This window comes from Microbacterium sp. K24 (assembly GCF_004794465.1).
GTDB lineage: Bacteria > Actinomycetota > Actinomycetes > Actinomycetales > Microbacteriaceae > Microbacterium.
This window is the reverse complement of the sequence record NZ_SSDJ01000141.1, coordinates 15,318-38,392: the sequence shown is the minus strand read 5'-3', so window position 1 is coordinate 38,392 and position 23,075 is coordinate 15,318. Positions and strand designations below refer to the sequence as shown.

Genomic DNA, 23,075 nt, shown 5'->3' with positions numbered 1-23,075 from the left:
GCCAGCGCTGCCTCCCGCATCTCCGGCATCTCAGAAAGCTGAACACACGTGGCTTCATCCTCTCCGGTCCGTCACGCCTGGCGGGTCCTCCTCGGCCTGCTCCTCGTGACGGGCGTGCTCTTCGGCATCAACTCGCTGGGCGTCTACGTCATCAAGGACGCCAACGGGGAAGCGGCCAGCTCGTGGGCACCTGAGCTCGCCCTCGACCTCCAGGGCGGCACCCAGATCGTCCTCAGCGCCGAGACCGAGGACGGCGCCGCGCCGTCGGCTGAGCAGCTCGACCAGGCCGCGGCGATCATCCGCCAGCGCGTCGACGCGTCGGGTGTCGCAGAGGCCGACATCACGACCGAGGGCGGACAGAACATCGTCGTCCAGATCCCCGGTGTCGCCGACGAGCAGACCCGGGAGCGGATCCAGTCCAGCGCGCAGCTCGAGTTCCGACCGGTGCTGTACACCGACGCGGCATCCACGTCTTTCATCGGTGAGGACGGCAACGAGACTCCTTTCCCGACGCCCGATCCGAACCTCGAGGCGACGCCCACGGCTGAGCCGACCGACGCCAGTGACCTGGCGTGGATCACCCCGAAACTCCAGGCGGAGTTCCAGGCGTACGACTGCGCGAACCCCGACAACGACCCGGCCCGCGCGCCGAAGGACCAGCCGGTCATCGCCTGCTCGCCGGACGATGCCCAGAAGTTCCTCCTCGGTCCGGCCGAGCTCGACGGCACGGCCATCACGGATGCCACTGCCGGACGTGACCCGAAGTCGGGTGCCTGGCTCGTGCAGCTCACGATGAGCGGGGAGGGCGGCGACGCCTTCGGCGTGGTCAGCACCCGCCTGAACCAGAACCGCATCGACGGTCTCTCGCCGCGCGACCAGTTCGCGTTCGTGCTCGACGGCGACGTGCTCAGCGCGCCGCGGATGAACGGTGTGATCCTCGACGGACGACCGAGCATCTCGGGCAGCTTCACCCAGGAGAGCGCGACGACGCTCGCCGATCAGCTGAAGTTCGGCGCGCTGCCGCTCAGCTTCGTCGTGCAGAGCTCCGACACGATCTCGGCGACCCTGGGCACGCAGCAGCTGCAGATCGGCCTCATCGCCGGCCTCATCGGTCTTGCGCTCGTCGCCATCTACTCGCTCATCGTCTATCGAGCGCTCGGAACCGTGATCATCGCCTCCATCGCGGTGATGGCCGTGCTGACCTACGTGATCATCTGCATCCTGGCCTGGCGACTCGGCTTCCGCCTGTCGCTCGCCGGCGTCGCGGGTCTCATCGTCTCGATCGGGTTCACGGCCGACTCCTTCATCGTCTACTTCGAGCGAATACGAGACGAGCTGCGCGACGGCAAGTCCATCACGGCGGCCGTCGAAGACGGTTGGGGTCGCGCGAAGCGCACGATCTACATCTCGAAGTCGATCAACATCCTCGCGGCCGTGGTGCTCTACATCCTCGCCGACGCCACCGTGAAGGGCTTCGCGTTCACGCTGGGTCTCACGACCCTGATCGACGTGTTCATCTTCGTGATCTTCACGCACCCGGTCATGCAGCTGCTGGCCCGCACCCGGTTCTTCGGCGGCGGGCACAAGCTCTCCGGCCTCGACCCCGAGGCCCTGGGCGCCGTGTATCGCAGCCGCTCGCAGTTCCGCGAGGTGGCGACCGCCACCACCGGACGCGGCGCGAAGAACGCCCGTGCCCGCGGCGAGGCGGATCGCCGGCAGACGATCGCCGAGCGCAAGCGCGCAGAAGCCCTCGCGGGCGACAGACCCACCAAAGCCGACAGTTCTACCGATGGAGCCAGGGAGGGAGACGCCTGATGCCTTCCATGAATGAGTTCGGCAACAACCTGTACTCGGGGAAGACCTCATTCCCGTTCGTCGGCAGGCGCCGTCTGTGGTTCATCATCGCCATCGCGCTCGTCGTCGGCTCCGCGCTCGTGCCGCTGTTCCGCCCGGTGCAGTTCTCGATCGAGTTCACCGGCGGATCGCAGTTCACGGTGCAGGCGCCCGACAGCCGCGACCAGGACACCGCCACCGAGGCCGTGCAGTCCGTGGTCCCGGGCGCTGCCACCAAGGTGGTCGTCGTGAGCGACCGCGACATCCGCGTGCAGACCGACCAGATGAGCGCCGACGAGACGCAGCAGGTCGCTGCCGCCCTGGCCGATGCCTACAAGGTCGACGCGGAGAGCGTCACGTCGTCGTTCATCGGCCCGGCGTGGGGCGAGAACGTCACGCGGCAGTCCCTGTGGGGTCTTGCGATCTTCCTGGCACTGACCTTCCTCATCCTCGCGATCTACTTCCGCACCTGGAAGATGTCGGCGGCGGCGATCCTCGGTCTGCTCGACGTGCTCGTGATCACGGTCGGCGTCTACGCGCTGGCCGGCTTCGAGATCTCGCCGGCGGCGGTGATCGGGTTCCTGACGATCCTCGCGTACTCCTTGTACGACACGACGGTCGTGTTCGACAAGATCCGCGAGAACACGACAGAGGACGGGGAGAAGTCCGCGCGGCTGTTCGGCGAATCGGTCAACCTCGCGGTCAACCAGACGCTCGTGCGATCGATCAACACCTCTGTCGTCGCGGCCCTGCCCGTCGGCGCGGTGCTCTTCATCGGCGCCTTCTGGCTGGGCGCCGAGTCGCTCACCGACATCTCGCTGTCGATCTTCGTCGGCATCCTCGTCGCGACGTACTCGACGCTGTTCGTCGCCGCCCCGCTGTACTCGCTGTTCCGCGAGAACGAGCCGCAGATCAAGGAGCGCGACGCGCGCATCCGCGAGGCTCGCAGCAAGGCGGCCGTCAACGCCTGATCGTCCCTCTCGGCGGGAGCTCGTCCCGCACAACACGCGTAAGATGAGAAGATTCGGGAGGTGAGTGGATGGCGGAGCCGCAGACGGCGTCGCAGGGTTCCAGTCTGCGACGACTGGTGCCCCGCATCTTCTCCCGCGCGTCCAGGATCAACGATCTCGACAACCTGATCCGCACCGTCCGCGCGAATCACCCGCGCGGCGACTTCCCGGTCATCGAGCGCGCATACGCGGTCGCCAAGGAGAAGCACGAGGGGCAGAAGCGGCAGAGCGGCGAGCCGTACATCACGCATCCGCTCGCGGTCGCGCAGATCCTCGCCGAGCTGGGACTGGGTCCGCGCGCGATCGCCGCAGCCCTGCTGCACGACACGGTCGAGGACACCGGCTATGCGCTGACCGACCTCACGGCGGAGTTCGGCGACGAGGTCGCCATGCTGGTCGACGGCGTCACGAAGCTCGACAAGGTCAAGTACGGCGAGAGCGCGCAGGCCGAGACGGTCCGCAAGATGATCGTCGCGATGTCGAAAGACATCCGGGTGCTGCTGATCAAGCTCGCCGACCGTCTGCACAACGCACGCACCTGGGGCTTCGTCCCGCCCGAGAAGGCGGCGAAGAAGGCCAAGGAGACGCTCGAGATCTACGCCCCGCTGGCGAATCGACTCGGCATCCAGGCGATCAAGTCCGAGCTCGAAGACCTCTCCTTCGCGGTGCTGCACCCGAAGATCTACAACGAGATCCACAGCCTCATCGCGCAGCGCACACCGCAGCGCGAGAAGTACCTGGCGCAGGTCGTCGAGGAGATCGACGAGGACCTGCGTGATCTCCGCATCCGTGGAAAGGTCGTCGGCCGCCCGAAGCAGCTGTACTCGGTGTACCAGAAGATGGTCATCCGAGGCCGCGAGTTCGACGACATCTACGACCTGATCGGCATCCGCGTGCTGGTCGCCTCGGTGCGCGATTGCTACGCGGTGCTCGGCGCGATCCACGCCCGGTGGACTCCGCTGCCCGGCCGCTTCAAGGACTACATCGCGACCCCCAAGTTCAACCTCTATCAGTCGCTGCACACGACGGTGATCGGCCCCGCCGGCCGCACGGTCGAGATCCAGATCCGCACGCACGAGATGCATCAGCAGGCGGAGTACGGCGTTGCCGCGCACTGGATGTACAAGGAGCGGATGAACGGCGGCGGCAAGACCGAGGTCCGCGCCTCCGACACCGACATGGCGTGGCTCGCGCACATCTCCGATTGGCAGGCCGAGACGGCCGACCCGGGGGAGTTCCTCGACTCGCTGCGCTTCGAGATCGGCGCGAAAGAGGTCTACGTCTTCACCCCGAAGGGCCGCGTGATCGGCCTGCCCGCCGGCGCGACCCCGGTGGACTTCGCCTACGCCGTGCACACCGAGATCGGCCACCGCACCATGGGTGCCAAGGTCAACGGCCGACTGGTGCCCCTCGAGTCCGAGCTGAAGAGCGGCGACGTCGTCGAGGTGTTCACCTCGAAGAACCCGGATGCCGGTCCCAGCCAGGACTGGCTCGGGTTCGTCGCCAGCACGCGCGCGCGCAACAAGATCCGGGGCTGGTTCACGAAGGAACGCCGCGAAGAGGCGATCGAGCAGGGCAAGGAAGCCATCGCCCGTGCGATGCGCCGCCAGAACCTGCCCCTGCAGAAGCTGATGAACCAGGACTCGTTCGCCGAGGTCGCGCATCAGCTGCACTATGAGGACGTCTCGGCGCTGTACGCCGCCGTCGGCGAGGGGCACGTCTCGACGCAGTCGGTGCTCGAGAAGGTCACCGCGCTCGTCGCCGCGAGCGATCCCGCGACCGGGACCATCGACCTCCCCGGAAGCGTTCCCACACGCGAACCGCGATCGGGCGACTCCGGGGTGCTGGTCCGCGGTGCCGCCGACATCCTCGTCAAGCTCGCCAAGTGCTGCACGCCCGTACCCGGCGACCCGATCGTCGGCTTCGTGACCCGCGGCAGCGGCGTGTCCGTGCACCGCGCGGACTGCGTCAACGTCAAGGCGCTGAGCGCCGAGCAGGATCGCTTCGTCGACGTGTCGTGGGCGCCGACCACGAAGAGCGTCTTCCGCGTGCAGATCCAGGTCGAGGCGCTGGACCGCTCCGGCCTGCTCTCGGACGTGACGCGTGTCCTCAGCGAGCATCACGTCAACATCCTGTCGGCGACGGTGACGACGAACGACGAGCGTCTGGCTCTCAGCCGCTTCGTGTTCGAGATGGGCGACGCCGTGCATCTGGATCGCGTGCTGAACGCGGTGCGCCGCATCGACGCCGTCTACGACGTCTATCGCGTCACGTCGTCCTGACGGCCAGTCGTTCGAGCGCGGCCAGTCCCGCGCGACTCCCCGGCACGCGTGTGAGTATCCGCATCGCGACGGCGGCCTCCGCTGCGAGCCCGGGCTGCACACGGGCCAGATGATCCATCCACGGCCGCACTCGCGGGTCGCGGTGCAGGGTCGTCGCGAGGTCGAGCAGGGTGCGCACCGGCGTCGACACCGCGATGCCGCCGATCATCTGCTGGTCGGACGCGGCGAGCAGAGTGTCGTGGAAGACCAGGCGACCGCTCGTCTGCGGCCGCAGCCGTCGGTCCACCGAGCGCTTCACATGATGGACCGACGGGGGAGTGTCGCCGGCGCCGTGGATCCAGGCCGCCGTCGGTCCCGAGGCTGCGGTTCCCGGGCGCACGAGCGGGGCCAGCGTGCTGGCGCGGACATCCGCGGACTCCACGAGATCGGCGGGCACGTAGGCCTCGCCGAGGTCGACGACGTGGCCGTCGATGCGCGCGGCGCTCAGCTCGGCCGGACTCAGTCGGATCCCGGGCAGATACAGGAACGCGGGGTGCATCCGGCCAGTGTGGCGCAGTGCACCCCGCGTGCGAGTGATCGCGGGCGACCTGTGGAGAACCGGATCAGCCGCCGAGCGCGCTGAGCCAGGTGCGGCGTGCCTCGAGGGCATCGGCCGCGGTCTTCGCGGCCTTCTTGTCGCCGGCCTTCTCGGCCGCCGCCAACTCCGCCTCGAGCTTCTCGATGGCCTCGACCAGCTGCGAGCTCATGTCGTTGGCGCGAGCCTTCGTCTCGGGGTTGTTCTTCTTCCAGTCGACTTCCTCGCGGGCCTTCAGCGCGCTCTCGATCACGCGGAGCCGATCGTCGAGAGCACGTTCCTTCTCGCGGGGGAACACGCGGCCGAGCTCATCCCACTGCTGCTGGATGCGCGTGAGCAGGGCCCGGGCGCGCTTGATGTTCGACTCGTCCGCCACGGCCTTGGCCTCTTCGAGCAGCGCTTCGCGCGCCTCGATCTTGGGACCGGACTCGGCCTCCTCGGCGGCGGCCTGCTCGGCGCGGGCGGCGTACAGCGCGTCTCCCGCAGCCTTGAACCGGGCCCAGAGAGCGTCGTCGACCTTGCGCCCGGCGCGACCGGCGGCCTTCCACTCGTCGAGCAGATTGCGGTATGCGGGGATGCCGTCGGTGCCGCGGGGCGCGAGGGCCTCCGCACGCTCCACCAGACGGGACTTCGCGTCGCGGGCGACCTTGTGTGTGTCGTCGAGCTCGGAATAGAACGCGCGACGCTGCTTGTCGACGACCGCGCGAGCATCCCGGAATCGCTTCCAGAGCTGCTGCGAGAGGCCCTTCGAGAGGCGCGGACCGTTCTGCTGCTGGGCCTGCCAGGCGTCGAACAGCTCACCCAGTTCTGCGGTGACCTGCTTCCACTGCACCTTGCTGAGGTCGCGAGCGGCGATGGCCTCGGCGCGCTCGACGAGGAGCGTCCGCTCGGCGATCGCCTTGTCGACGAGCTCCTTGGCCTGCTGGGCCTCCTGCTCGGTCGCCTCGGACAGCGAAGCCGTGAGCGCGTTCAGGCGGTCGCGGAGTCCCGCGAGATCGCCGACGGCGGCGGCATCCGTCGCCTCGTCGATCAGGTGGCCCGCCTGCTTCGCGAGGTCGCCGGCAGCGGCGCCGCCGGCCTGATGGCGCTGCTCGAGTGCGTGCACCTTGAAGGCGATGTCGTCGAACTTGCGCACGAAGTAGGCGAGTGCCTCGTCGGGGGTGCCGTCCGGGTACTGGCCGACCACGCGCCAGGTGTCGCCCTCGCGCACTTCGACGGTGCCGTCTTCGGATACACGACCCCACTCGGCGGACGACGTCGAGGACGCCGGAACCGGCGCGACCGGAACGGCGGCAGCGGGGGCCGGCACCTTTCGCGGCATCGGCTTGGCCGGGGGTGCGGGAATGGGAGGAGTCGGCTTCGACGGCTCGTTGGCAGACACGGTGATTCTCCTTGCGCGGTAGGGCCCGCGGGAGGCGGAAAGGACGAGGCTCAGCCTAGTACGCCCGCGGGTTCGGGGTGAGGCCGCGGGATTTCACCCCGGACCGTTACCGATCTGTGAGGAGAACGTTCGACGGGCGAAACATCCAGCGTCCTCTCCGGGAAACACGGCGCTCCTATCGTCACGAGAGCGACAGTCCCCCGCGTCGACAGGAGCCCCATGAACGACACCGCATCCACGCCGCACGAGATCATCGTCGTCGGAGCGGGGATGGTGGCCCATCGTTTCGTGGAGAGCCTGCTCAGCCGTGCCGAGGCGGACGTCCGCGTGACCGTGATCGGAGACGAAGGCCGTGCTCCCTACGATCGCGCGGGGCTGACGAGGTTCTTCTCCGGTGCGGGACCCGAGGAGCTCGAGCTCGATCGCTCGGTCTTCGCCGACGCTCGCGTGCGGCTGATCTCGGACGACCGGGTGCTGCGCATCGATCGGTCCCGGCGTACGGTGCGTACCCGGTCACGACGGCGCTACGACTACGACACCTTGGTCCTCGCGACAGGGTCGTACGCTCCGAGAGTCGCGGTCGAGGGCGCGGACCTCCCCGGATGCTTCGTCTACCGGACTCTCGACGACGCCGAGGAGCTGCAGGGTTTCGTCGCGCGGCGCACCCGCATGCTGGGGCGCCCGCTGCGGGGTGCGGTGATCGGTGGCGGGCTGCTCGGGCTCGAGCTCGCCGGTGCGCTCCAGGGGATGGACGTCGACACCACGGTGGTCGAGTGCTCGGACCGGCTGATGCCCGCGCAGCTCGATGCGGCCGGCGGCGGCATGCTGAAGAGTCTGGCCGAGGCACGGGGCCTCACCGTGCGCACGCATGCGCGCACGGTCACGATCGATCCCGATGAGTCGGGCGCCGTCACAGCGGTGGAGTTCCAGGACGGCTCGTTCCTGCGTGCCGATGTGGTGGTGTTCACGGTGGGGGTCCGTCCGCGCGACGAACTGGCACGGAATGCGGGACTGGACGTGCACGCGCGGGGCGGCGTGCTGATCGACGAGGGGTGCTCGACCTCCGATCCCCGTATCCTCGCGATCGGCGAGGTCGCGAGCTTCGACGGCGGCTGCGTGGGATCGGTGGCACCCGGGTACGCGATGGCCGAGGTCGCCGCGACCCGGCTGCTCGGCGGCGAGGCGATCTTCCCCGGATACGATGAATCGGCCGCGCTGAGGCTGCCCGGCGTCGACGTGGCGAGCTTCGGGGACGCACTCGGTCGCACTCCGGGGGCCTTCGACATCGTCCACGCCGATCCGGATGCCGGGGTCTACCGGAAGCTCGTGCTCTCCGACGACGCGCAGACCCTGCTCGGCGCCATCCTCGTCGGCGATGCGAGCGAGTACGGCGCGCTGCGGCCGCTGGTCGGAGCGAAGCTCGGCGCCGATCCCTCCGCCTATCTGCGGGCGCCCGGCGACCACGTCGTGGAGACGCTGCAGAAAGACGGCACCTATTCGGTGATCCCGAGTGTGCCAGGAGGACATGTGACACCGGATGCTCTCATCGCCATCGGACAGATCGCGAAGGACTTCGGACTGCATCCGAGCATCGCGGACGGACACCGGATCGATCTGCGCGGCGCCCGTCTCGAGCAGTTGCCGCGGATCCGGCAGCGTCTGATCGACGCGGGGCTGGAACGGCGTGACACGGCGCCCGCGCCGGCGCCGACCGCGACATCCCACCGCCCCGCGGCGGCCGAGCACTACTCCCTCCAGGAGCGCGCGTGAGGCTCTCGTTCCGGCGCCGGGCGGCCACCGGATCCCGCAGGAGAGCGAATCCGACGCGTGTGGGGCGCGTCGATGTCGTCGGGGGCGGTCCGGGGCCGGCGGATCTGATGACGCTGCGCGCGCACCGTCTGCTGGCCGAGGCGGATGTCGTCGTCGCCGATCGACTGGGACCGGCGGACGAGGTGCGCACGCGTCTGGACTCCGACGTGCTGATCATCGACGTGGGCAAGGGGCCGGGGCGCGATCCGATCCCGCAGGCGCAGATCAACGCGCTGCTCGTCGCCCACGCGCGCGCCGGGATGCGCGTCGTCCGTCTGAAGGGCGGTGATCCGTTCCTCCTCGGCCGCGGCGGAGAGGAGGTGTTCGCCTGCGAGGCGGCGGGCATCCCCGTCTCGGTGACGCCCGGTGTGACCAGCGCGATCTCGGTGCCGCAGGCGGCGGGGATTCCCGTGACGCATCGCGGCGTGGCATCGGCGCTGCACGTCGTCAACGGTCAGGGCCCGTTCACCGGAAGCACCCTCGCGTCGCTCGCCGACCCGTCGGTCACCACCGTCGTGCTGATGGGAGTCGCCGCTCTGCCGCGTCTGGTCGATGCGGCCCGGGGCCACGGCATCCCGGACGACCGGCCGGTCGCGATCGTCGAGAACGGGCACACTCCGCGCCAGCGCACGCTGCGCAGCACACTCGGCGCGGTGCTCGATGAGGCAGCCGCGGCGCACGTGACGAACCCGGCGGTCATCGTGATCGGCGACGTCGCCCGCGCGGGGCTGCTGCTGCCGGCCTCGACGCAGTACGCGGAGAGCGCGATGTGACGACGCCGCGTCGACCGCCCTTCGGCGCGGCGGTGGCCCGACTACTGCGCCGGGGTGTCCGACGGGATCGGCACCGGCGTCTCTGACGGCGCCTCGGAGGGCGAGATCGAGGGCTCGACGGTGGGCGTCGGCGTGGGCTCCGGTGCGGTCACCTGGGCATGCACGACCTGACTGCCGATGGCGGCGATCACGATGACGGCGCCGACGACTCCGGCGATGACGTTGTCGCGTCTGCGACGGCGGATCTGCCCCTCATGCCAGATCGTGCGCGCGGTGTGCAACCGGGTGCGGCGCTCGGCCTGAGCGCGTTCCTGCCTGGTGCTCCTCGAACCGCGTGCGGCCATGCCCCGATCTCCCATCCGTGCGTCTGTGCGCGACGTCGCCTCAGAGCCTACCGTCGGCGGCGGCATGCGCCGGGCGTCACCCCGGTGTCGTGACCCGCCAGTAGCCTGGAGGGATGACGTCCCCTGCCGCGCTGCTCTCCGGGCAGACGCCTCTCGCTGTGCGCATGCGCCCGGTCTCGCTCGCCGAGGTCGCCGGGCAGCGTCACCTCCTGCGAGCAGGTTCCCCGATCGTCGCGCTGGCAGACCCGGAGGCGACGTCACCGGGGGCGGTCTCGATCATCCTCTGGGGCCCGCCGGGCACCGGCAAGACGACCCTCGCGCAGGCCATCGCCCGCTCCTCCGGGCGCCGCTTCGTCGAACTCTCGGCGGTCACCGCCGGCGTGAAGGATGTGCGCGAGGTGATGCAGGAGGCGATCACCCAGCGCGACCTGTACGGCCAGACCACGATCCTCTTCCTCGACGAGATCCACCGCTTCACGAAGGCGCAGCAGGATGCACTGCTGCCCGGCGTCGAGAACGGGTGGGTGATCCTGATCGCGGCGACGACCGAGAACCCGTCCTTCTCGGTGATCTCTCCGCTGCTGTCGCGTTCGCTCCTGCTCACGCTCCAGCCGCTCACCGACGACGACATCGCGCTGCTCGTCGATCGTGCGGTGGACGATGCTCGCGGACTCAACGGCGCGGTCGCGCTGAGCGATGAGGCGCGCTCGGCTCTCGTCCGGCTCGCCTCCGGCGATGCGCGCCGTGCCCTCACCGGTCTCGAAGCGGCCGCGGCCGTCGCCCTCTCGCACTCCTCGGACGCGAAGACCGCCAAGGGCAAGAAGAAGGGCTCCGACTCGAGCTCCGTGCCCTCGGTGTCCGCCGACGACGTCTCGCAGGCGGTCGACAAGGCTCTGCTGCGCTACGACCGCCAGGGTGACGAGCACTACGACGTGATCAGCGCGTTCATCAAGTCGATCCGAGGGTCCGACCCCGACGCCGCGCTGCACTACCTCGCCCGCATGATCGAGGCGGGGGAGGACCCGCGCTTCATCGCCCGGCGGCTCGTGATCTCGGCATCCGAGGATGTCGGGCTCGCCGATCCTCAGGGACTCGTCATCGCGGTCGCGGCAGCCGACGCCGTCGCCTTCATCGGAATGCCGGAAGGACGGATCCCCCTGGCCGAGGCGACGGTGTACCTCGCGACGACGGCGAAGTCCAACGCCGCGTACGTCGGCATCGACGCGGCGATCGCCGACATCCGCAAGGGCGGCTTCGGCCGCGTGCCGGTGCACCTGCGCGACGCGCACTACCCGGGGGCGAAGCGCCTGGGGCACGGCAAGGGCTACGTGTACTCGCACGACAGCGAGTACGGCATCGTGCCGCAGCAGTACCTCCCCGACGAGCTCGACGGCAGGCACTACTACCAGCCGAAGCCTCTCGGAGCCGAGCGCGATGTGGCTGCGCGCCTCGAGCGGATCCGCCGCATTCTGGGCGATCGTTGACGCGACGGGCGATCTGTTAGACTTGACCGGCTCGAAACCGAGTTTTCGGGCATCTCCTCGTTCACACCACACCTTGCTGGCGCCCCGGCGTGCGCTCCAAGGCAGAACGCGGACGATACGTCCGTGAGTCGTGAAAGACGCGACCACGTCATCGGAAGGACAGCTTCGTGACCACGAAGTCCCAGGACCGCCGCAAGGTCCGGCTCAGCCGTGCCCTCGGCATCCCGCTCACCCCGAAGGCCGCCCGCTACCTCGAGAAGCGTCCCTACGCTCCGGGTGAGCACGGCCGCACGAAGCGCAAGGCAGACAGCGACTACGCCGTCCGTCTGCGTGAGAAGCAGCGTCTCCGCGAGCAGTACGGCATCCGCGAAAAGCAGATGCGCAACACCTTCAACGAGGCGCGTCGTCACGACGGCCTGACCGGTGAGAACCTGGTCGAGCTCCTCGAGATGCGTCTCGACGCTCTCGTCGTGCGTTCGGGCTTCGCCCGCACCACGGCTCAGGCTCGCCAGCTCGTCGTGCACCGTCACATCCTCGTCGACGGCCAGCTCGTCGACCGCCCGTCGTTCCGCGTGAAGCCGGGTCAGCTCATCCACGTCAAGGCCAAGAGCGAGGGCACCGAGCCCTTCCAGGTCGCAGCGGCCGGCGGTCACGCCGAGGTCCTGCCTCCCGTTCCCGGCTACCTCGAGGTCGAGCTCGACAAGCTCCAGGCCCGCCTGGTCCGTCGTCCGAAGCGCGCCGAGGTCCCCGTGACCTGTGAAGTGCAGCTCGTCGTCGAGTACTACGCAGCTCGCTGATCCAGCGAGAGAGCGATTCGCAGAAGGCGTCGGGGTGACCCGACGCCTTCTGTCGTTTCCGCCTACGATGGAGAAACCGCGCCTTCGCGGATCAAGGGGCAAGGATGGTGACATGAAGAACGTGCGTTGGTTCCTGGTCGGTCTGGTCGGCGGATTCGTCGTCGCTCACTTCATGAACAAGGACCCGCGTGGTCACGACATCCTCGCCGAGGTCGACGCCCGGATCAACGGATTCACGGCAGCCCTCGGCGACGCCTACCGCGAGCAGGAGGCACGGCTCACGGAGCCGGGCAAGAACTGAACCCTCGCCGCGCCTCGGTGCGGCATCCTCACGCAAGGACATCCGGCACTCTATGAAAACTGCGGAGATCGCGCAGCGTTACCTCGACTTCTTCGAGAAGAACGACCATGTCATCGTCCCGTCGGCCTCTCTGGTCAGCGACGATCCCTCCCTGCTGTTCACGGTCGCCGGCATGGTGCCGATGATCCCGTATCTCACGGGCGTGGTCCCTGCTCCGCATCCGCGCATCGCGGACCTGCAGAAGTGCATCCGCACGAACGACATCGAGGAAGTGGGCCGGACGGCGCGTCACGGCACGTTCTTCCAGATGCTGGGCAACTGGTCGTTCGGCGACTACTTCAAGGAGGGCGCCATCCGCTACGCCTGGGAGCTGCTCACCAGCTCCGAGGCCGACGGCGGATTCGCGTTCGACGAGAAGGACCTCTGGGTCACCGTCTACGAGACCGACGACGAGGCTGAGGCCATCTGGCGCGACATCATCGGCCTGAAGCCGGAGCGCATCCAGCGCCTTGGCCGCGCCGACAACTACTGGAACACCGGCCAGCCCGGTCCGGGTGGTCCGGATTCCGAGATCTTCTTCGACCGCGGTCCGTCCTACGGCAAAGACGGCGGTCCAGCCGTCGATGACTCGCGCTTCCTGGAGATCTGGAACCTCGTGTTCATGCAGGACTTCATCGAGAACATCCGCGGCAAGACCGAGTTCGACATCGTCGGCGAACTGCCGATGAAGAACATCGACACCGGAATGGGTCTCGAGCGCGTCGCGTTCCTCAAGCAGGGCGTCGAGAACATGTACGAGACCGACCAGGTCCGTCCGGTGCTCGATCGCGCGGTCGAGCTCACCGGCCGCCGCTACGGTGCCGTGCACGAGGACGACGTCCGCTTCCGCGTGATCGCCGATCACGTGCGCTCCTCGCTGATGCTGCTGTCCGACGGCGTGCGGCCGTCGAACGAGGGGCGCGGGTACATCCTCCGCCGCCTCATGCGCCGCACGGTGCGGGCCATGCGCCTGCTCGGCGTGGACGAGCCGGTCTTTCCCGAGCTCTTCGCCGCTTCGCGCGATGCGATGAAGGCGGTCTATCCGGTCCTGGAGAACGACTGGTCGACGCTCTCGGCCTCTGCCTTCGCAGAGGAGGAGACCTTCCGTCGCACGCTCGCCTCCGGATCGACGATCCTCGACCTCGCGCTCGATCAGACGAAGCAGAGCGGCGGGAAGACCCTCAGCGGGCCCGAGGCCTTCCTGCTGCACGACACCTACGGGTTCCCGATCGACCTCACGCTCGAGGTCGCCGAGGAGGCAGGGCTCGACGTCGACCGTGCCGCCTTCGACTCGCTCATGCAGGAGCAGCGTCAGCGCGCCAAGGCCGACGCCCGCAACCGCAAGCGTCAGCTCGCCGACGTCTCCGTGTACCGCGACCTGCGCTCGCTCGGCGAGACCGGCTTCGACGGCTACACGGCCCTCGAGGTCGAGTCCCGCATCCTCGGTATCCTCGTCGACGGCGCGGTCGTGCGCAGCGCGTCCGAGGGACAGATCGCCGAGGTCGTCCTCGCCGAGACCACGCTGTACGCCGAGTCCGGCGGTCAGGTCGCCGACAAGGGCACGATCGTCGGTCCCGGATTCGAGCTCGAGGTGCTCGACGTGCAGCGTCCGGTTCCCGGGCTGATCAGCCACACCGTCGAGGTCACGCGCGGCACGGTGGCCGTCGACGACGCCGCGACGACCGTCGTGGACGCCGCCAACCGCCGCGCCGCACGGCAGGCGCACTCGGCGACGCACCTCGTGCACGCCGCGCTCCGCGACACCCTCGGCCCGACGGCCACGCAGGCGGGGTCGCTGAACCGCGCCGGCTACATGCGGTTCGACTTCTCGTGGTCGCAGGCGCTCTCGGGCGAGACGCGCTCCGAGATCGAGGAGATCACCAACCGCGCCGTGCAGGACGCCCTCGAGGTGACTACGCGCATCGTCTCGCTCGACGAGGCGAAGGAGGCCGGTGCCATGGCTCTCTTCGGCGAGAAGTACGGCGATGTCGTCCGCATGGTCGACATCGGCGGACCCTGGTCCCGTGAGCTGTGCGCCGGAACCCACGTCACCACGAGCGCCGAGATCGGCCTGGTCAGCGTCGTCGGCGAATCGTCGGTCGGCGCATCCAACCGCCGCATCGAAGCACTCGTCGGTGCGGACGCGTTCCGCGAACTGGCGGCAGAGCGTGCCCTCGTGTCGCAGCTCACCGCCTCGCTCAAGACGCCGCGCGAGCAGCTGCCCGAGCGCATCGCCGACCTCGCCGCGAGCCTCAAGGCGGCGGAGAAGCGCATCGCGCAGTTCGAGGCCAAGGAGCGCGCCGGACAGGTGCCCGCGATCGCGGATGGCGCTCAGCGTGTCGGAGCCTTCCTCGTCGCAGCGCAGTCGCTCGGCGATGTCGCCTCGGCCGATGACGTGCGCGAGCTCGTGATCGGCGTGCGCGATCGTCTCGGATCCGACGCCGCCGTGGTCGCCCTCGGTGCTGTCGTCAACGGGCGTCCTGTCGTGGTCGTCGCCACGAACGACGCCGCACGCACGGCCGGCGCCAAGGCCGGAGCGCTGGCGAAGCGCGCGGCCGGTGTGCTCGGCGGAGGCGGCGGCGGGCGCGACGACGTCGCCCAGGGCGGCGGCACGGACTCCTCAGCGCTGCCCGCGGCGCTCGAGTCCATCTCTCAGGAGCTGCACGCCGCGTGAGCGGGTTCCGTCGCGGGGTGCGCCTCGGCATCGATGTCGGTCGCGCCCGGGTGGGTGTCGCGCGGTGCGACCCCGATGGGATGCTCGCCGTTCCCGTCGAGACCGTGCCGCGCGACGACCGGTCGATCGACCGCATCCTCGCGATCGCGGGGGAGTACGACCTCCTCGAGTTCGTCGTCGGACTCCCGGTGAACATGCAGGGAGCGGACACGGCGTCCACCACCGACGCCCGCGAGTTCGCGGCGGCTCTGCAGCACCGCAGCGGCGCACCGGTGCGCCTCGTCGACGAGCGCCTGAGCACGGTCACCGCCCACGCAGCCCTGCGTTCCTCTGGGCGATCACAGAAGAAGTCTCGTAGCATTGTGGATCAGGTCGCCGCCGTGGTGCTTCTGCAGCAGGCGATCGACACGGAGAAGAGCACCGGAAACCCGGCCGGTGCCACGATCCCGGTTGACGAGGAGCCCGCCTGAACATGTCCGAACGTGAGAGTGCTTCCCCCCAGCACGATCCGGACGCCCGTCTGGGCGACCTGTTCGAGAACCTTCCCGCCCCCACGCGTCAGATCCCGACCGTCGACAACAGCGCTCCGACGCCGGGGTCGCGCCGGGCGGCGCGAGAGGCGGCCGGCCGCACCCCCGGGGCACAGGATCCTCAGGACGCGGCAGCGACGAGTCCGGTTTCCGAGAACGCCGAGTCTCCGCGGCGTGCAGCGGCAGACGTCGATGCCTTTTTCGGCGCCGCCGCGGCCGAGGAGCCCGTCCTCGCGACCACGGGTGACGGTGTCCCGTCGACCGCATCCGCCCCGAGCGCGGCGGCATCCGATCCCGCACCGCCGCTGGGCGGAGGCTTGGATGACCTGTTCGTGACGCACGATGAGCGCGCGGGCGCCGACCGGCCGAAGAAGAAGCGCCGGACCGGCTGTCTGGTGGCGCTGATCATCGTGCTCGTGATCGTCGGCGGCCTGGCCGCGGGTGGTGTCTGGGCCTGGAACACCTACGGCGACAAGATCAGCGACGCCATGGGCTGGGGCGAGCCGGCGGACTGGGAAGAGGGCATCGCCACCGGCGAGGTGCTCGTGACCATCAAGGAGGGCGACACCGGCGGACCGGTGTCGACCGCCCTGTTCGAGGCCGGCGTCACGAGGACCGAAGACGTCTTCTACGACTACCTCATCAACGAGAACCTGGCCGTGACCTTCTATCCCGGGGTGTACCGGCTGCAGGAGAAGATGACGGCCGAAGCCGCTCTGGCAGCGCTCAAGGACGACGCGAACAAGCTCGAGAACACGGTGTCCGTCGCCGAGGGCGGCACGATCACCTCCTCGCTGCCCGGCATCGCGGAGACCCTCGGCATCCCGATCGAGGACTTCCAGGCCGCGGTGGCCGATCCCTCGGTCTACGGCGTCGCCGCGCAGAGCCTCGAGGGCTGGCTGTTCCCCGCCGTCTACACGTTCGACCCCGAGGTCACGGCGACGCAGGTCATCCAGAAGATGGTCGACCGCACGAGAGAGTCCCTCACCGCCCACGGGGTGCCCGACGCCGATGCGCAGCGCGTGCTGACCATCGCATCGATCATCCAGCGCGAGGGACGCCTGGACGACTTCGCGAAGGTCTCGCGGGTGATCCAGAACCGCCTCGACATCGACATGCTCCTGCAGATGGATTCGACGGCGCAGTACGGCTACGGCTCACTGCACGAAGGCGTCGTGTCGAGCTCTGCCGAGGCGCTCGAAGACGACAACGCGTGGAACACCTACAAGCACACCGGTCTGCCGATCACGCCGATCGCGAGCCCGAGCGACGCGGCCATCGACGCGGCCATGCACCCGGTCGACGGTCCGTGGCTGTACTTCGTGACGATCAACCTCTCCACGGGGGAGACGCAGTTCTCCGAGACCCTCGCCGAGCACGAGCAGGGCATCGAGAAATGGCGTGAGTGGTGCCGTGCGAATCCCGAGGGCGGCTGCTGACACGGTGACCGCGACCCGCCTGGCCGTCTGGGGAGACCCGATCGCGCACTCCAAGTCCCCGGCCCTCCACGCCGCGGCCTACGACGTGCTCGGGCTCGACTGGGAGTACGACCGTCGGCAGGTGAACGCGGCCGGGTTCGCCGAATCGCTCGGCGGACTCGACGCCACGTGGCGCGGCCTCTCCCTGACGATGCCGTTGAAGGAGGAGGCGTTCCGCGCCGCGACGACGCGCGACGCGCACGCCGAACTGACCGGCGCCGTCAACACCCTGCTCTTCGGCGACGACATCGCGGGATACAACACCGATGTCGGCGGGATCGTCGACGCCCTGGCCGAGGCCGGAGTCACGACGGTACGCAGCGTCCGCATCCTCGGTGCGGGTGCCACGGCGGCATCCGCTCTGGTCGCTGCGGCGGAGCTCGGAGCCGAGCGGGTGGAGGTGTCGGCGCGACGGCCCGAACGCGCGGCGGGACTCGTCGTGCTGGGCGATCGCCTCGGCGTGACGGTCGAACCGCGCGCGCTCGACGACTCCGCCCTCGATGCGGACCTGACCATCGCGACGCTGCCGAGCGGTATCGCGCTGCCTCCGGAGATCTCCGGACCGCTGGCGGCGCGGGGCGGCACGCTCTTCGACGCGGCCTACGCACCGTGGCCATCGGCTCTCGCCGTGGCGTGGGGCGGCGGGCGTGTCGTCTCCGGTCTCGGGATGCTGCTGCACCAGGCCGTGCGTCAGATCAGGATCTTCCGTCACGGCGACCCTCTCGTGTCCCTACCCGGCGAGGCGGACGTGGTGGCCGCGATGCGTTCCGTGCTCTGAGCCGGACGGCGCGCGACGAAACGCGGCGCGAGGCAGGTCCGATCGCATGGGAGACTGGAGCAATGCTCCGCGTGCTCACGGCCGGCGAATCGCACGGCCCAGAACTCATCGCCGTCATGGAGGGTCTGCCCTCCGGCGTCCCGGTGTCCTCCGAGGCCATCCAGGCCGATCTCGCCCGCCGCAAGCTCGGCTACGGTCGCGGCTCGCGCATGAAGTTCGAGCAGGATGAGCTGACGATCTCCGGCGGAGTGCGGCATGGCAAGACGCTCGGCAGTCCGATCGCCCTGCGCATCGGCAACACCGAATGGCCGAAGTGGATCGAGGTCATGAACCCCGAGCCCATCGAGCTGACCGACAAGTCGCGCGGTCGCAGCGCCCCGCTGACGCGTCCCCGTCCCGGTCACGCCGACCTCGTGGGCATGCAGAAGTACGACTTCGACGAGGCGCGTCCGATCCTCGAGCGCGCGAGTGCGCGCGAGACCGCCGCCCGCGTCGCGCTCGGCGCGATCGCCCGCTCGTTCCTCGGCGAGCTCGGCATCCGCCTCGTGAGTCACACCCTGTCGATCGGCCCCGTGCAGGTGCCGGCGGGCTCGGACCTCCCGACGCCGGACGACGTCCAGACGCTGGATGCCGATCCGCTGCGGTGCTTCGACCCGGCGACGTCCGCGCTGATGGTCGCCGAGGTCGACGACGCGAAGAAGCACGGCGACACACTGGGCGGCATCGTCGAAGTGCTCGCCTACGGCCTCCCGCCCGGACTCGGGTCGCACGTGCACTGGGATCGTCGCCTGGACGCCCGCCTCGCGCAGGCGCTGATGAGTATCCAGGCCATCAAGGGCGTCGAGGTCGGCGACGGCTTCGAGACCACTCGTCGACGCGGTTCTGCCGCGCATGACGAGCTCTTCGCGACCGCGGACGGCATCTCCCGCGGCTCCGACCGGGCCGGCGGCACCGAGGGCGGTATGTCCACCGGAACCGTCCTCCGCGTCCGGGCGGGGATGAAGCCGATCGCGACCGTTCCGCACTCGCTGCGCACGATCGATGTGGCGACCGGTGAGGACGCGACAGCGCACCACCAGCGCTCCGACGTCTGCGCCGTGCCTGCCGCGGGAGTGGTGGCCGAGGCCATGGTCGCCGTCGAGCTCGCGAACGCCGTGCTCGAGAAATTCGGCGGCGACAGCATCGGAGAGACGCGCCGCAACCTCGAGGGCTACCTCGCCGGCATCCCGGCGGAGCTGCGCACCACACCCGCGTCCGAGGCGGCGCTCATCGCGCATGACGAGCGAGGCTGACCCGCTCACGCTGGTGCTGGTCGGCCCGATGGCGGCCGGCAAGACCAGCGTCGGCAGGCGTGTGGCACGTCGGCTCGGCGTCGCGTTCATCGACACCGACAAGCGGATCGTCGCCGAGCACGGACCCATCCCCACGATCTTCGCGGACCACGGAGAGTCCCATTTCCGCGCGCTCGAGCGCGCTGCCGTGGCCGCTGCCCTCTCGGAGGGCGGCGTGGTCTCGCTCGGCGGTGGTGCCGTCACGGATCCCGGCACGCGGGAACTGCTGCGACAGCATCCGGTCGTCTTCCTCACGGTGAGCCCTGAGGCGGTGGCCGACCGGATCCGCGGGGGAAACCGTCCGCTGCTCGCCGGGGAGGATCCGGTCGAGCGCTGGATCCGGATCTTCGACGAGCGCCGGGACTGGTACGACGAAGTGGCCTCGACGACGTTCGACACGTCGCGGCGGCCGATGCAGAGGATTGCCGACGAGATCGTGGCATGGAGAAGAGAGCAGCGATGAGCACGACCACCATCAGCGTGACCGGGAACGACGCCTACGACATCACGATCGGGCGAGGTGTGCTCGACCGGGTGTCGGCCGCGCTCGCGCCGACCGTGCGCAAGATCCTCGTCGTGCACCCGCCGACCCTGGCCGCTCGCGCCGCCGAGCTGCGGGAGCGACTGCTGGCCGACACGGAGAACGGGCCGCGAGAGGTGCTGCTCGCCGAGGTCCCGGATGCCGAGCAGGGCAAGCGCATCGAGGTCGCAGCGTTCTGCTGGCAGGTCATGGGTCAGGCGGACTTCACCCGCAGCGACGCCGTCATCGGCTACGGCGGGGGAGCGGTGACCGACCTCGCCGGCTTCGTCGCGGCCACGTGGCTGCGCGGTGTGCAGCTCGTGCAGGTCCCGACGACCGTCCTCGGTCTCGTCGATGCCTCGGTCGGCGGCAAGACCGGCATCAACACCGCCGAGGGCAAGAATCTCGTCGGGGCGTTCTGGGCTCCGAGCGCGGTGGTGGGCGACCTCGACGAGCTCGGCAGCCTCAGCCCGAACGAGGCGACGGCCGGCTTCGCCGAGGTCGTCAAGGCCGGCTTCATCTGGGCCCCCGAGATCCTCGACATCATCGAGGCCGACCCGGCACGGGCCGTCGACACGACCACGGAGGAGTTCCGTCGTGCGGTCGAGCTCGCGATCGACATGAAGGCGAAGGTCGTGTCCGACGACTTCCGCGAGGCCGGGCTGCGCGAGATCCTCAACTACGGCCACACGCTCGGCCACGCGATCGAGCACGCCGAGCGGTACAAGTGGCGGCACGGAGCGGCGATCTCGATCGGCATGCTGTACGCCGCGGAGCTCTCCCGGCTCGCCGGACGTCTGTCGGATGCCGCCGCGGAGAGGCACCGGACGATCCTGGAGTCGCTGGGGCTGCCCACCTCGTACCGCGCCGGTGCCTGGCCGCAGCTTCTCGCGACGATGCAGCGCGACAAGAAGAGCCGTGGCGGCATGCTGCGCTTCATCCTGCTCGACGACATCGCGAAGCCCACGGTGCTGCAGGCACCCGACGAGTCCCTGCTCTTCGCCGCCTACCAGGAGGTCGGCGCGTGAGCATCGTCATCCGTCGGGTGCGCGCCGACGACTGGGAGCGCGTACGGGACCTGCGTCTCGAAGCCGTGCGCGACCCCGACGCGGCGATCGCCTTTCTGCACTCGTACGAGGCTGAGGCGGCGCATCCCGCCGCGTTCTGGCAGGACAGGGCGGCGAACGCCGCCGACGGCGATGCCGTGGCGCAGTTCGTCGCCGAAGCCGACGGCGAATGGATCGGCACGGTCACCGTGATCCGGTGGAAGGACGGCGACACGGATCACCACGGGCGCACGGTGTCTCCTGCGCGCGGCGACGTCGTGGGGGTCTACGTGCGGCCGCAGAGCCGGGCGGCCGGCGTCATCGACGACCTCCTCGGTGCGGCGGCCGACTGGGCCGCCGGCCTCGGAGACGGAGCGCTGGCGCTGGATGTGCACGTCGACAACCGCCGGGCGCAGGGCGCGTACCGTCGAGCCGGCTTCGCAGATACCGGACTGCGGTTCACGGGATCGATCGGTCCGGAGCTCGAGATGAGCCGCTCGCTCGCGGCCGCGGATAGTGTGGCACCGTGACTGCGAACCGCCGCCTTCTGCTGGTGAACGGCCCGAACCTCAACCTGCTCGGCACGCGCGAGCCCGAGGTCTACGGCACCGCCACCCTCGCCGATGTGGAGCGCCTCGCCGCCGAGGCCGCCGCATCGCTCGGGTACGAGGTGCGCGCCATCCAGAGCAACCACGAAGGCATGCTCATCGACGCCATCCACGAGGCGCGGTCGGACTGCGCCGGCATCGTGATCAACCCCGGCGGGCTCACCCACACGTCGGTGGCCCTCCGCGACGCGCTCACGGGGGTCTCGCTGCCGTTCGCCGAGGTGCACATCTCGGACGTGTACGCGCGGGAGGAGTTCCGTCACCACTCCTACCTCCACGACGTCGCCGCCGTTCGCGTCGTCGGGCATGGCGTCGAGGGGTATGCGGAGGCCGTGAGGGAGCTCGTCGCGCAGCTCTGAGGGGCTCCGTTTCCGGACCCGGACGGCGCATCCCGTAGAATCGACTGTCGGCCTGCCTGTATCACGCGGCAGAGGCCGGCCCCACAGACTCAGGAACGGAACTCTCAGCGCATGGCATCTACCGCAGACATCAAGAACGGCGTCGTTCTCAGCATCGACGGACAGCTCTGGAACGTCATCGAGTTCCAGCACGTCAAGCCCGGCAAGGGTGGCGCGTTCGTGCGGACGAAGCTCAAGAACGTCGTGTCGGGCAAGGTCGTGGACCGCACCTACAACGCCGGCGCCAAGATCGAGATCGAGAACGTCGATCGCCGCGACTACACCTACCTGTACGCCGACGGCGACAGCTTCGTCTTCATGGACACGTCCGACTACGACCAGATCACCGTGGGTGCGGCGACCGTCGGAGACGCGAAGAACTTCCTGCTCGAGAACCAGCAGGTGACGATCGCACTGAACAACGGCAACCCGCTGTACATCGATCTGCCGGCATCCGTCATCCTCGAGGTGACCTACACCGAGCCCGGCCTGCAGGGCGACCGCTCCTCGGCCGGCACGAAGCCTGCGACGGTCGAGACCGGATACGAGATGCAGGTCCCGCTGTTCGTCGAGACCGGCACGCGCATCAAGGTCGACACGCGCACCGGCGACTACCTCGGCCGCGAGAAGTAAGGCGTGAGCGCCCGCACGAAGGCGCGTAAGCGCGCTCTCGACATCCTGTTCTCCGCCGATGTGCGCGGTGACGATCTCGCCGTGGCCCTCGCCGCCGAGGCGAAGCGCGCCGCGAACGAGCCCTCTCGCGAGGCTTCCTGGCTCTACGCCAGGGAGATCGTCGACGGCATCATCGATCAGCGCGACGAGATCGACGAGCAGATCACCACCCACAGCCGCGACTGGAAGCTCGATCGGATGCCGGCGGTCGACCGGGCGCTGCTCCGCATCGGCGTCTGGGAGATCCTCTCGAACGACGAGGTGCCCACGGCCGTGGCCATCGACGAGGCGGTCGAGCTCGCCAAGGAGTTCTCGACCGACGACTCCGGTGCCTTCGTGCACGGCGTCCTCGCCCGGGTGGCCCGCTCCGCCTGATCGGCCCGCGTGCTCTCACGCGTCATGTCGGATGCCAT

22 protein-coding genes are annotated in these 23,075 nt (G+C 69.4%); 19 read left to right on the top strand and 3 right to left on the bottom strand.

Going from position 1 to position 23,075, the window contains the following annotated elements; translation table 11 throughout:
• Positions 1-48 precede the first annotated feature (48 nt).
• The 3 genes from secD to DW306_RS17045 all read left to right on the top strand — a co-directional run bounded on the left by secD (position 49) and on the right by DW306_RS17045 (position 5,125).
• Positions 49-1,815, top strand: a complete 1,767-nt coding sequence (gene secD, locus DW306_RS17055; RefSeq protein ID WP_136056785.1) for a protein translocase subunit SecD — start codon at positions 49-51, stop codon at positions 1,813-1,815.
• Positions 1,815-2,804 (top strand): protein translocase subunit SecF, encoded by a 990-nt coding sequence (gene secF / locus DW306_RS17050; RefSeq protein WP_136056784.1) that lies wholly within the window; start codon positions 1,815-1,817, stop codon positions 2,802-2,804. The genes secD and secF overlap by 1 nt, the downstream gene beginning before the upstream one ends.
• Before the next feature lie 68 nt (positions 2,805-2,872).
• Positions 2,873-5,125: a bifunctional (p)ppGpp synthetase/guanosine-3',5'-bis(diphosphate) 3'-pyrophosphohydrolase gene (locus tag DW306_RS17045; RefSeq protein WP_136056783.1), complete on the top strand. Its 2,253-nt coding sequence runs from the start codon at positions 2,873-2,875 to the stop codon at positions 5,123-5,125.
• Here the strand turns inward: DW306_RS17045 and DW306_RS17040 are convergent.
• Both DW306_RS17040 and DW306_RS17035 read right to left on the bottom strand, forming a co-directional pair.
• Positions 5,112-5,663, bottom strand: coding sequence for a type IV toxin-antitoxin system AbiEi family antitoxin (locus DW306_RS17040; RefSeq protein WP_168429350.1), 552 nt, complete (start codon positions 5,661-5,663; stop codon positions 5,112-5,114). The two genes, DW306_RS17045 and DW306_RS17040, sit on opposite strands and share 14 nt — an antisense overlap.
• Positions 5,664-5,727: 64 nt before the next feature.
• Positions 5,728-7,080, bottom strand: a complete 1,353-nt coding sequence (locus tag DW306_RS17035) for a DUF349 domain-containing protein (RefSeq protein WP_136056781.1) — start codon at positions 7,078-7,080, stop codon at positions 5,728-5,730.
• Between the two features lie 219 nt (positions 7,081-7,299).
• On the opposite strand from DW306_RS17035, the gene DW306_RS17030 reads away from it, so the two are divergent.
• Entirely contained in the window at positions 7,300-8,850 is a 1,551-nt protein-coding gene (locus DW306_RS17030; protein WP_205814200.1) for an FAD-dependent oxidoreductase, read from the top strand.
• Positions 8,847-9,662: a uroporphyrinogen-III C-methyltransferase gene (gene cobA, locus DW306_RS17025; RefSeq protein WP_240747244.1), complete on the top strand. Its 816-nt coding sequence runs from the start codon at positions 8,847-8,849 to the stop codon at positions 9,660-9,662. Before DW306_RS17030 ends, cobA begins: the two co-directional genes overlap by 4 nt.
• A 41-nt stretch (positions 9,663-9,703) precedes the next feature.
• Here the strand turns inward: cobA and DW306_RS17015 are convergent, their stop codons facing one another.
• Complete coding sequence (locus tag DW306_RS17015) at positions 9,704-10,006, bottom strand: hypothetical protein (RefSeq protein WP_240747243.1); 303 nt, start codon at positions 10,004-10,006, stop codon at positions 9,704-9,706.
• Between the two features lie 113 nt (positions 10,007-10,119).
• Between DW306_RS17015 and DW306_RS17010 the strand changes: the two genes are divergently transcribed.
• From DW306_RS17010 to nusB, 14 genes are all read left to right on the top strand, one after another.
• On the top strand, positions 10,120-11,490 hold the full coding sequence (locus DW306_RS17010) for a replication-associated recombination protein A (RefSeq protein WP_136056778.1): 1,371 nt from the start codon (positions 10,120-10,122) through the stop codon (positions 11,488-11,490).
• 167 nt (positions 11,491-11,657) lie between these two features.
• The gene (gene rpsD / locus DW306_RS17005) at positions 11,658-12,287 is read left to right on the top strand and encodes a 30S ribosomal protein S4 (RefSeq protein WP_136056777.1); all 630 of its coding nucleotides are present in this window, start codon (positions 11,658-11,660) and stop codon (positions 12,285-12,287) included.
• A gap of 112 nt (positions 12,288-12,399) precedes the next feature.
• Positions 12,400-12,588 carry a hypothetical protein gene (locus DW306_RS17000; RefSeq protein ID WP_136056776.1) on the top strand — a complete coding sequence of 63 codons (189 nt, stop codon included), beginning with the start codon at positions 12,400-12,402 and terminating at the stop codon, positions 12,586-12,588.
• A gap of 52 nt (positions 12,589-12,640) precedes the next feature.
• Positions 12,641-15,301 (top strand): alanine--tRNA ligase, encoded by a 2,661-nt coding sequence (gene alaS, locus DW306_RS16995; RefSeq protein WP_136056775.1) that lies wholly within the window; start codon positions 12,641-12,643, stop codon positions 15,299-15,301.
• A complete protein-coding gene (gene ruvX, locus DW306_RS16990; protein WP_136056774.1) occupies positions 15,298-15,771 on the top strand; it encodes a Holliday junction resolvase RuvX in 474 nt (157 codons plus the stop codon). The genes alaS and ruvX overlap by 4 nt, the downstream gene beginning before the upstream one ends.
• A gap of 2 nt (positions 15,772-15,773) precedes the next feature.
• A complete protein-coding gene (mltG, locus tag DW306_RS16985) occupies positions 15,774-17,270 on the top strand; it encodes an endolytic transglycosylase MltG (RefSeq protein WP_136056773.1) in 1,497 nt (498 codons plus the stop codon).
• Positions 17,271-17,274: 4 nt separating this feature from the next.
• On the top strand, positions 17,275-18,087 hold the full coding sequence (locus DW306_RS16980; protein ID WP_136056772.1) for a shikimate dehydrogenase: 813 nt from the start codon (positions 17,275-17,277) through the stop codon (positions 18,085-18,087).
• A 62-nt stretch (positions 18,088-18,149) separates the two neighbouring features.
• On the top strand, positions 18,150-19,379 hold the full coding sequence (aroC, locus tag DW306_RS16975) for a chorismate synthase (protein WP_136056771.1): 1,230 nt from the start codon (positions 18,150-18,152) through the stop codon (positions 19,377-19,379).
• Positions 19,363-19,881 carry a shikimate kinase gene (locus tag DW306_RS16970; RefSeq protein ID WP_136056770.1) on the top strand — a complete coding sequence of 173 codons (519 nt, stop codon included), beginning with the start codon at positions 19,363-19,365 and terminating at the stop codon, positions 19,879-19,881. The genes aroC and DW306_RS16970 overlap by 17 nt, the downstream gene beginning before the upstream one ends.
• Positions 19,878-20,966 carry a 3-dehydroquinate synthase gene (aroB, locus tag DW306_RS16965; protein ID WP_136056769.1) on the top strand — a complete coding sequence of 363 codons (1,089 nt, stop codon included), beginning with the start codon at positions 19,878-19,880 and terminating at the stop codon, positions 20,964-20,966. Before DW306_RS16970 ends, aroB begins: the two co-directional genes overlap by 4 nt.
• Complete coding sequence (locus tag DW306_RS16960) at positions 20,963-21,514, top strand: GNAT family N-acetyltransferase (RefSeq protein ID WP_136056768.1); 552 nt, start codon at positions 20,963-20,965, stop codon at positions 21,512-21,514. Before aroB ends, DW306_RS16960 begins: the two co-directional genes overlap by 4 nt.
• Complete coding sequence (gene aroQ / locus DW306_RS16955) at positions 21,511-21,951, top strand: type II 3-dehydroquinate dehydratase (protein WP_136056767.1); 441 nt, start codon at positions 21,511-21,513, stop codon at positions 21,949-21,951. Before DW306_RS16960 ends, aroQ begins: the two co-directional genes overlap by 4 nt.
• Positions 21,952-22,062: 111 nt before the next feature.
• The gene (efp, locus tag DW306_RS16950) at positions 22,063-22,623 is read left to right on the top strand and encodes an elongation factor P (RefSeq protein ID WP_136056766.1); all 561 of its coding nucleotides are present in this window, start codon (positions 22,063-22,065) and stop codon (positions 22,621-22,623) included.
• A 3-nt stretch (positions 22,624-22,626) separates the two neighbouring features.
• On the top strand, positions 22,627-23,037 hold the full coding sequence (gene nusB / locus DW306_RS16945; RefSeq protein ID WP_136056765.1) for a transcription antitermination factor NusB: 411 nt from the start codon (positions 22,627-22,629) through the stop codon (positions 23,035-23,037).
• Positions 23,038-23,075 lie beyond the last annotated feature (38 nt).

Bases quoted from the DNA above. Each gene is read 5' to 3' on its own strand.
- DW306_RS17045 (WP_136056783.1), top strand. From the start codon at position 2,873: ATGGCGGAGCCGCAGACGGCGTCGCAGGGTTCCAGTCTGCGACGACTG.
- DW306_RS17015 (WP_240747243.1), bottom strand. From the start codon at position 10,006: ATGGCCGCACGCGGTTCGAGGAGCACCAGGCAGGAACGCGCTCAGGCC.
- alaS (WP_136056775.1), top strand. From the start codon at position 12,641: ATGAAAACTGCGGAGATCGCGCAGCGTTACCTCGACTTCTTCGAGAAG.
- DW306_RS17010 (WP_136056778.1), top strand. From the start codon at position 10,120: ATGACGTCCCCTGCCGCGCTGCTCTCCGGGCAGACGCCTCTCGCTGTG.
- DW306_RS17030 (WP_205814200.1), top strand. From the start codon at position 7,300: ATGAACGACACCGCATCCACGCCGCACGAGATCATCGTCGTCGGAGCG.
- aroC (WP_136056771.1), top strand. From the start codon at position 18,150: ATGCTCCGCGTGCTCACGGCCGGCGAATCGCACGGCCCAGAACTCATC.
- secF (WP_136056784.1), top strand. From the start codon at position 1,815: ATGCCTTCCATGAATGAGTTCGGCAACAACCTGTACTCGGGGAAGACC.
- DW306_RS17040 (WP_168429350.1), bottom strand. From the start codon at position 5,663: ATGCACCCCGCGTTCCTGTATCTGCCCGGGATCCGACTGAGTCCGGCC.
- DW306_RS17000 (WP_136056776.1), top strand. From the start codon at position 12,400: ATGAAGAACGTGCGTTGGTTCCTGGTCGGTCTGGTCGGCGGATTCGTC.
- DW306_RS16970 (WP_136056770.1), top strand. From the start codon at position 19,363: ATGACGAGCGAGGCTGACCCGCTCACGCTGGTGCTGGTCGGCCCGATG.
- aroB (WP_136056769.1), top strand. From the start codon at position 19,878: ATGAGCACGACCACCATCAGCGTGACCGGGAACGACGCCTACGACATC.
- efp (WP_136056766.1), top strand. From the start codon at position 22,063: ATGGCATCTACCGCAGACATCAAGAACGGCGTCGTTCTCAGCATCGAC.
- mltG (WP_136056773.1), top strand. From the start codon at position 15,774: ATGTCCGAACGTGAGAGTGCTTCCCCCCAGCACGATCCGGACGCCCGT.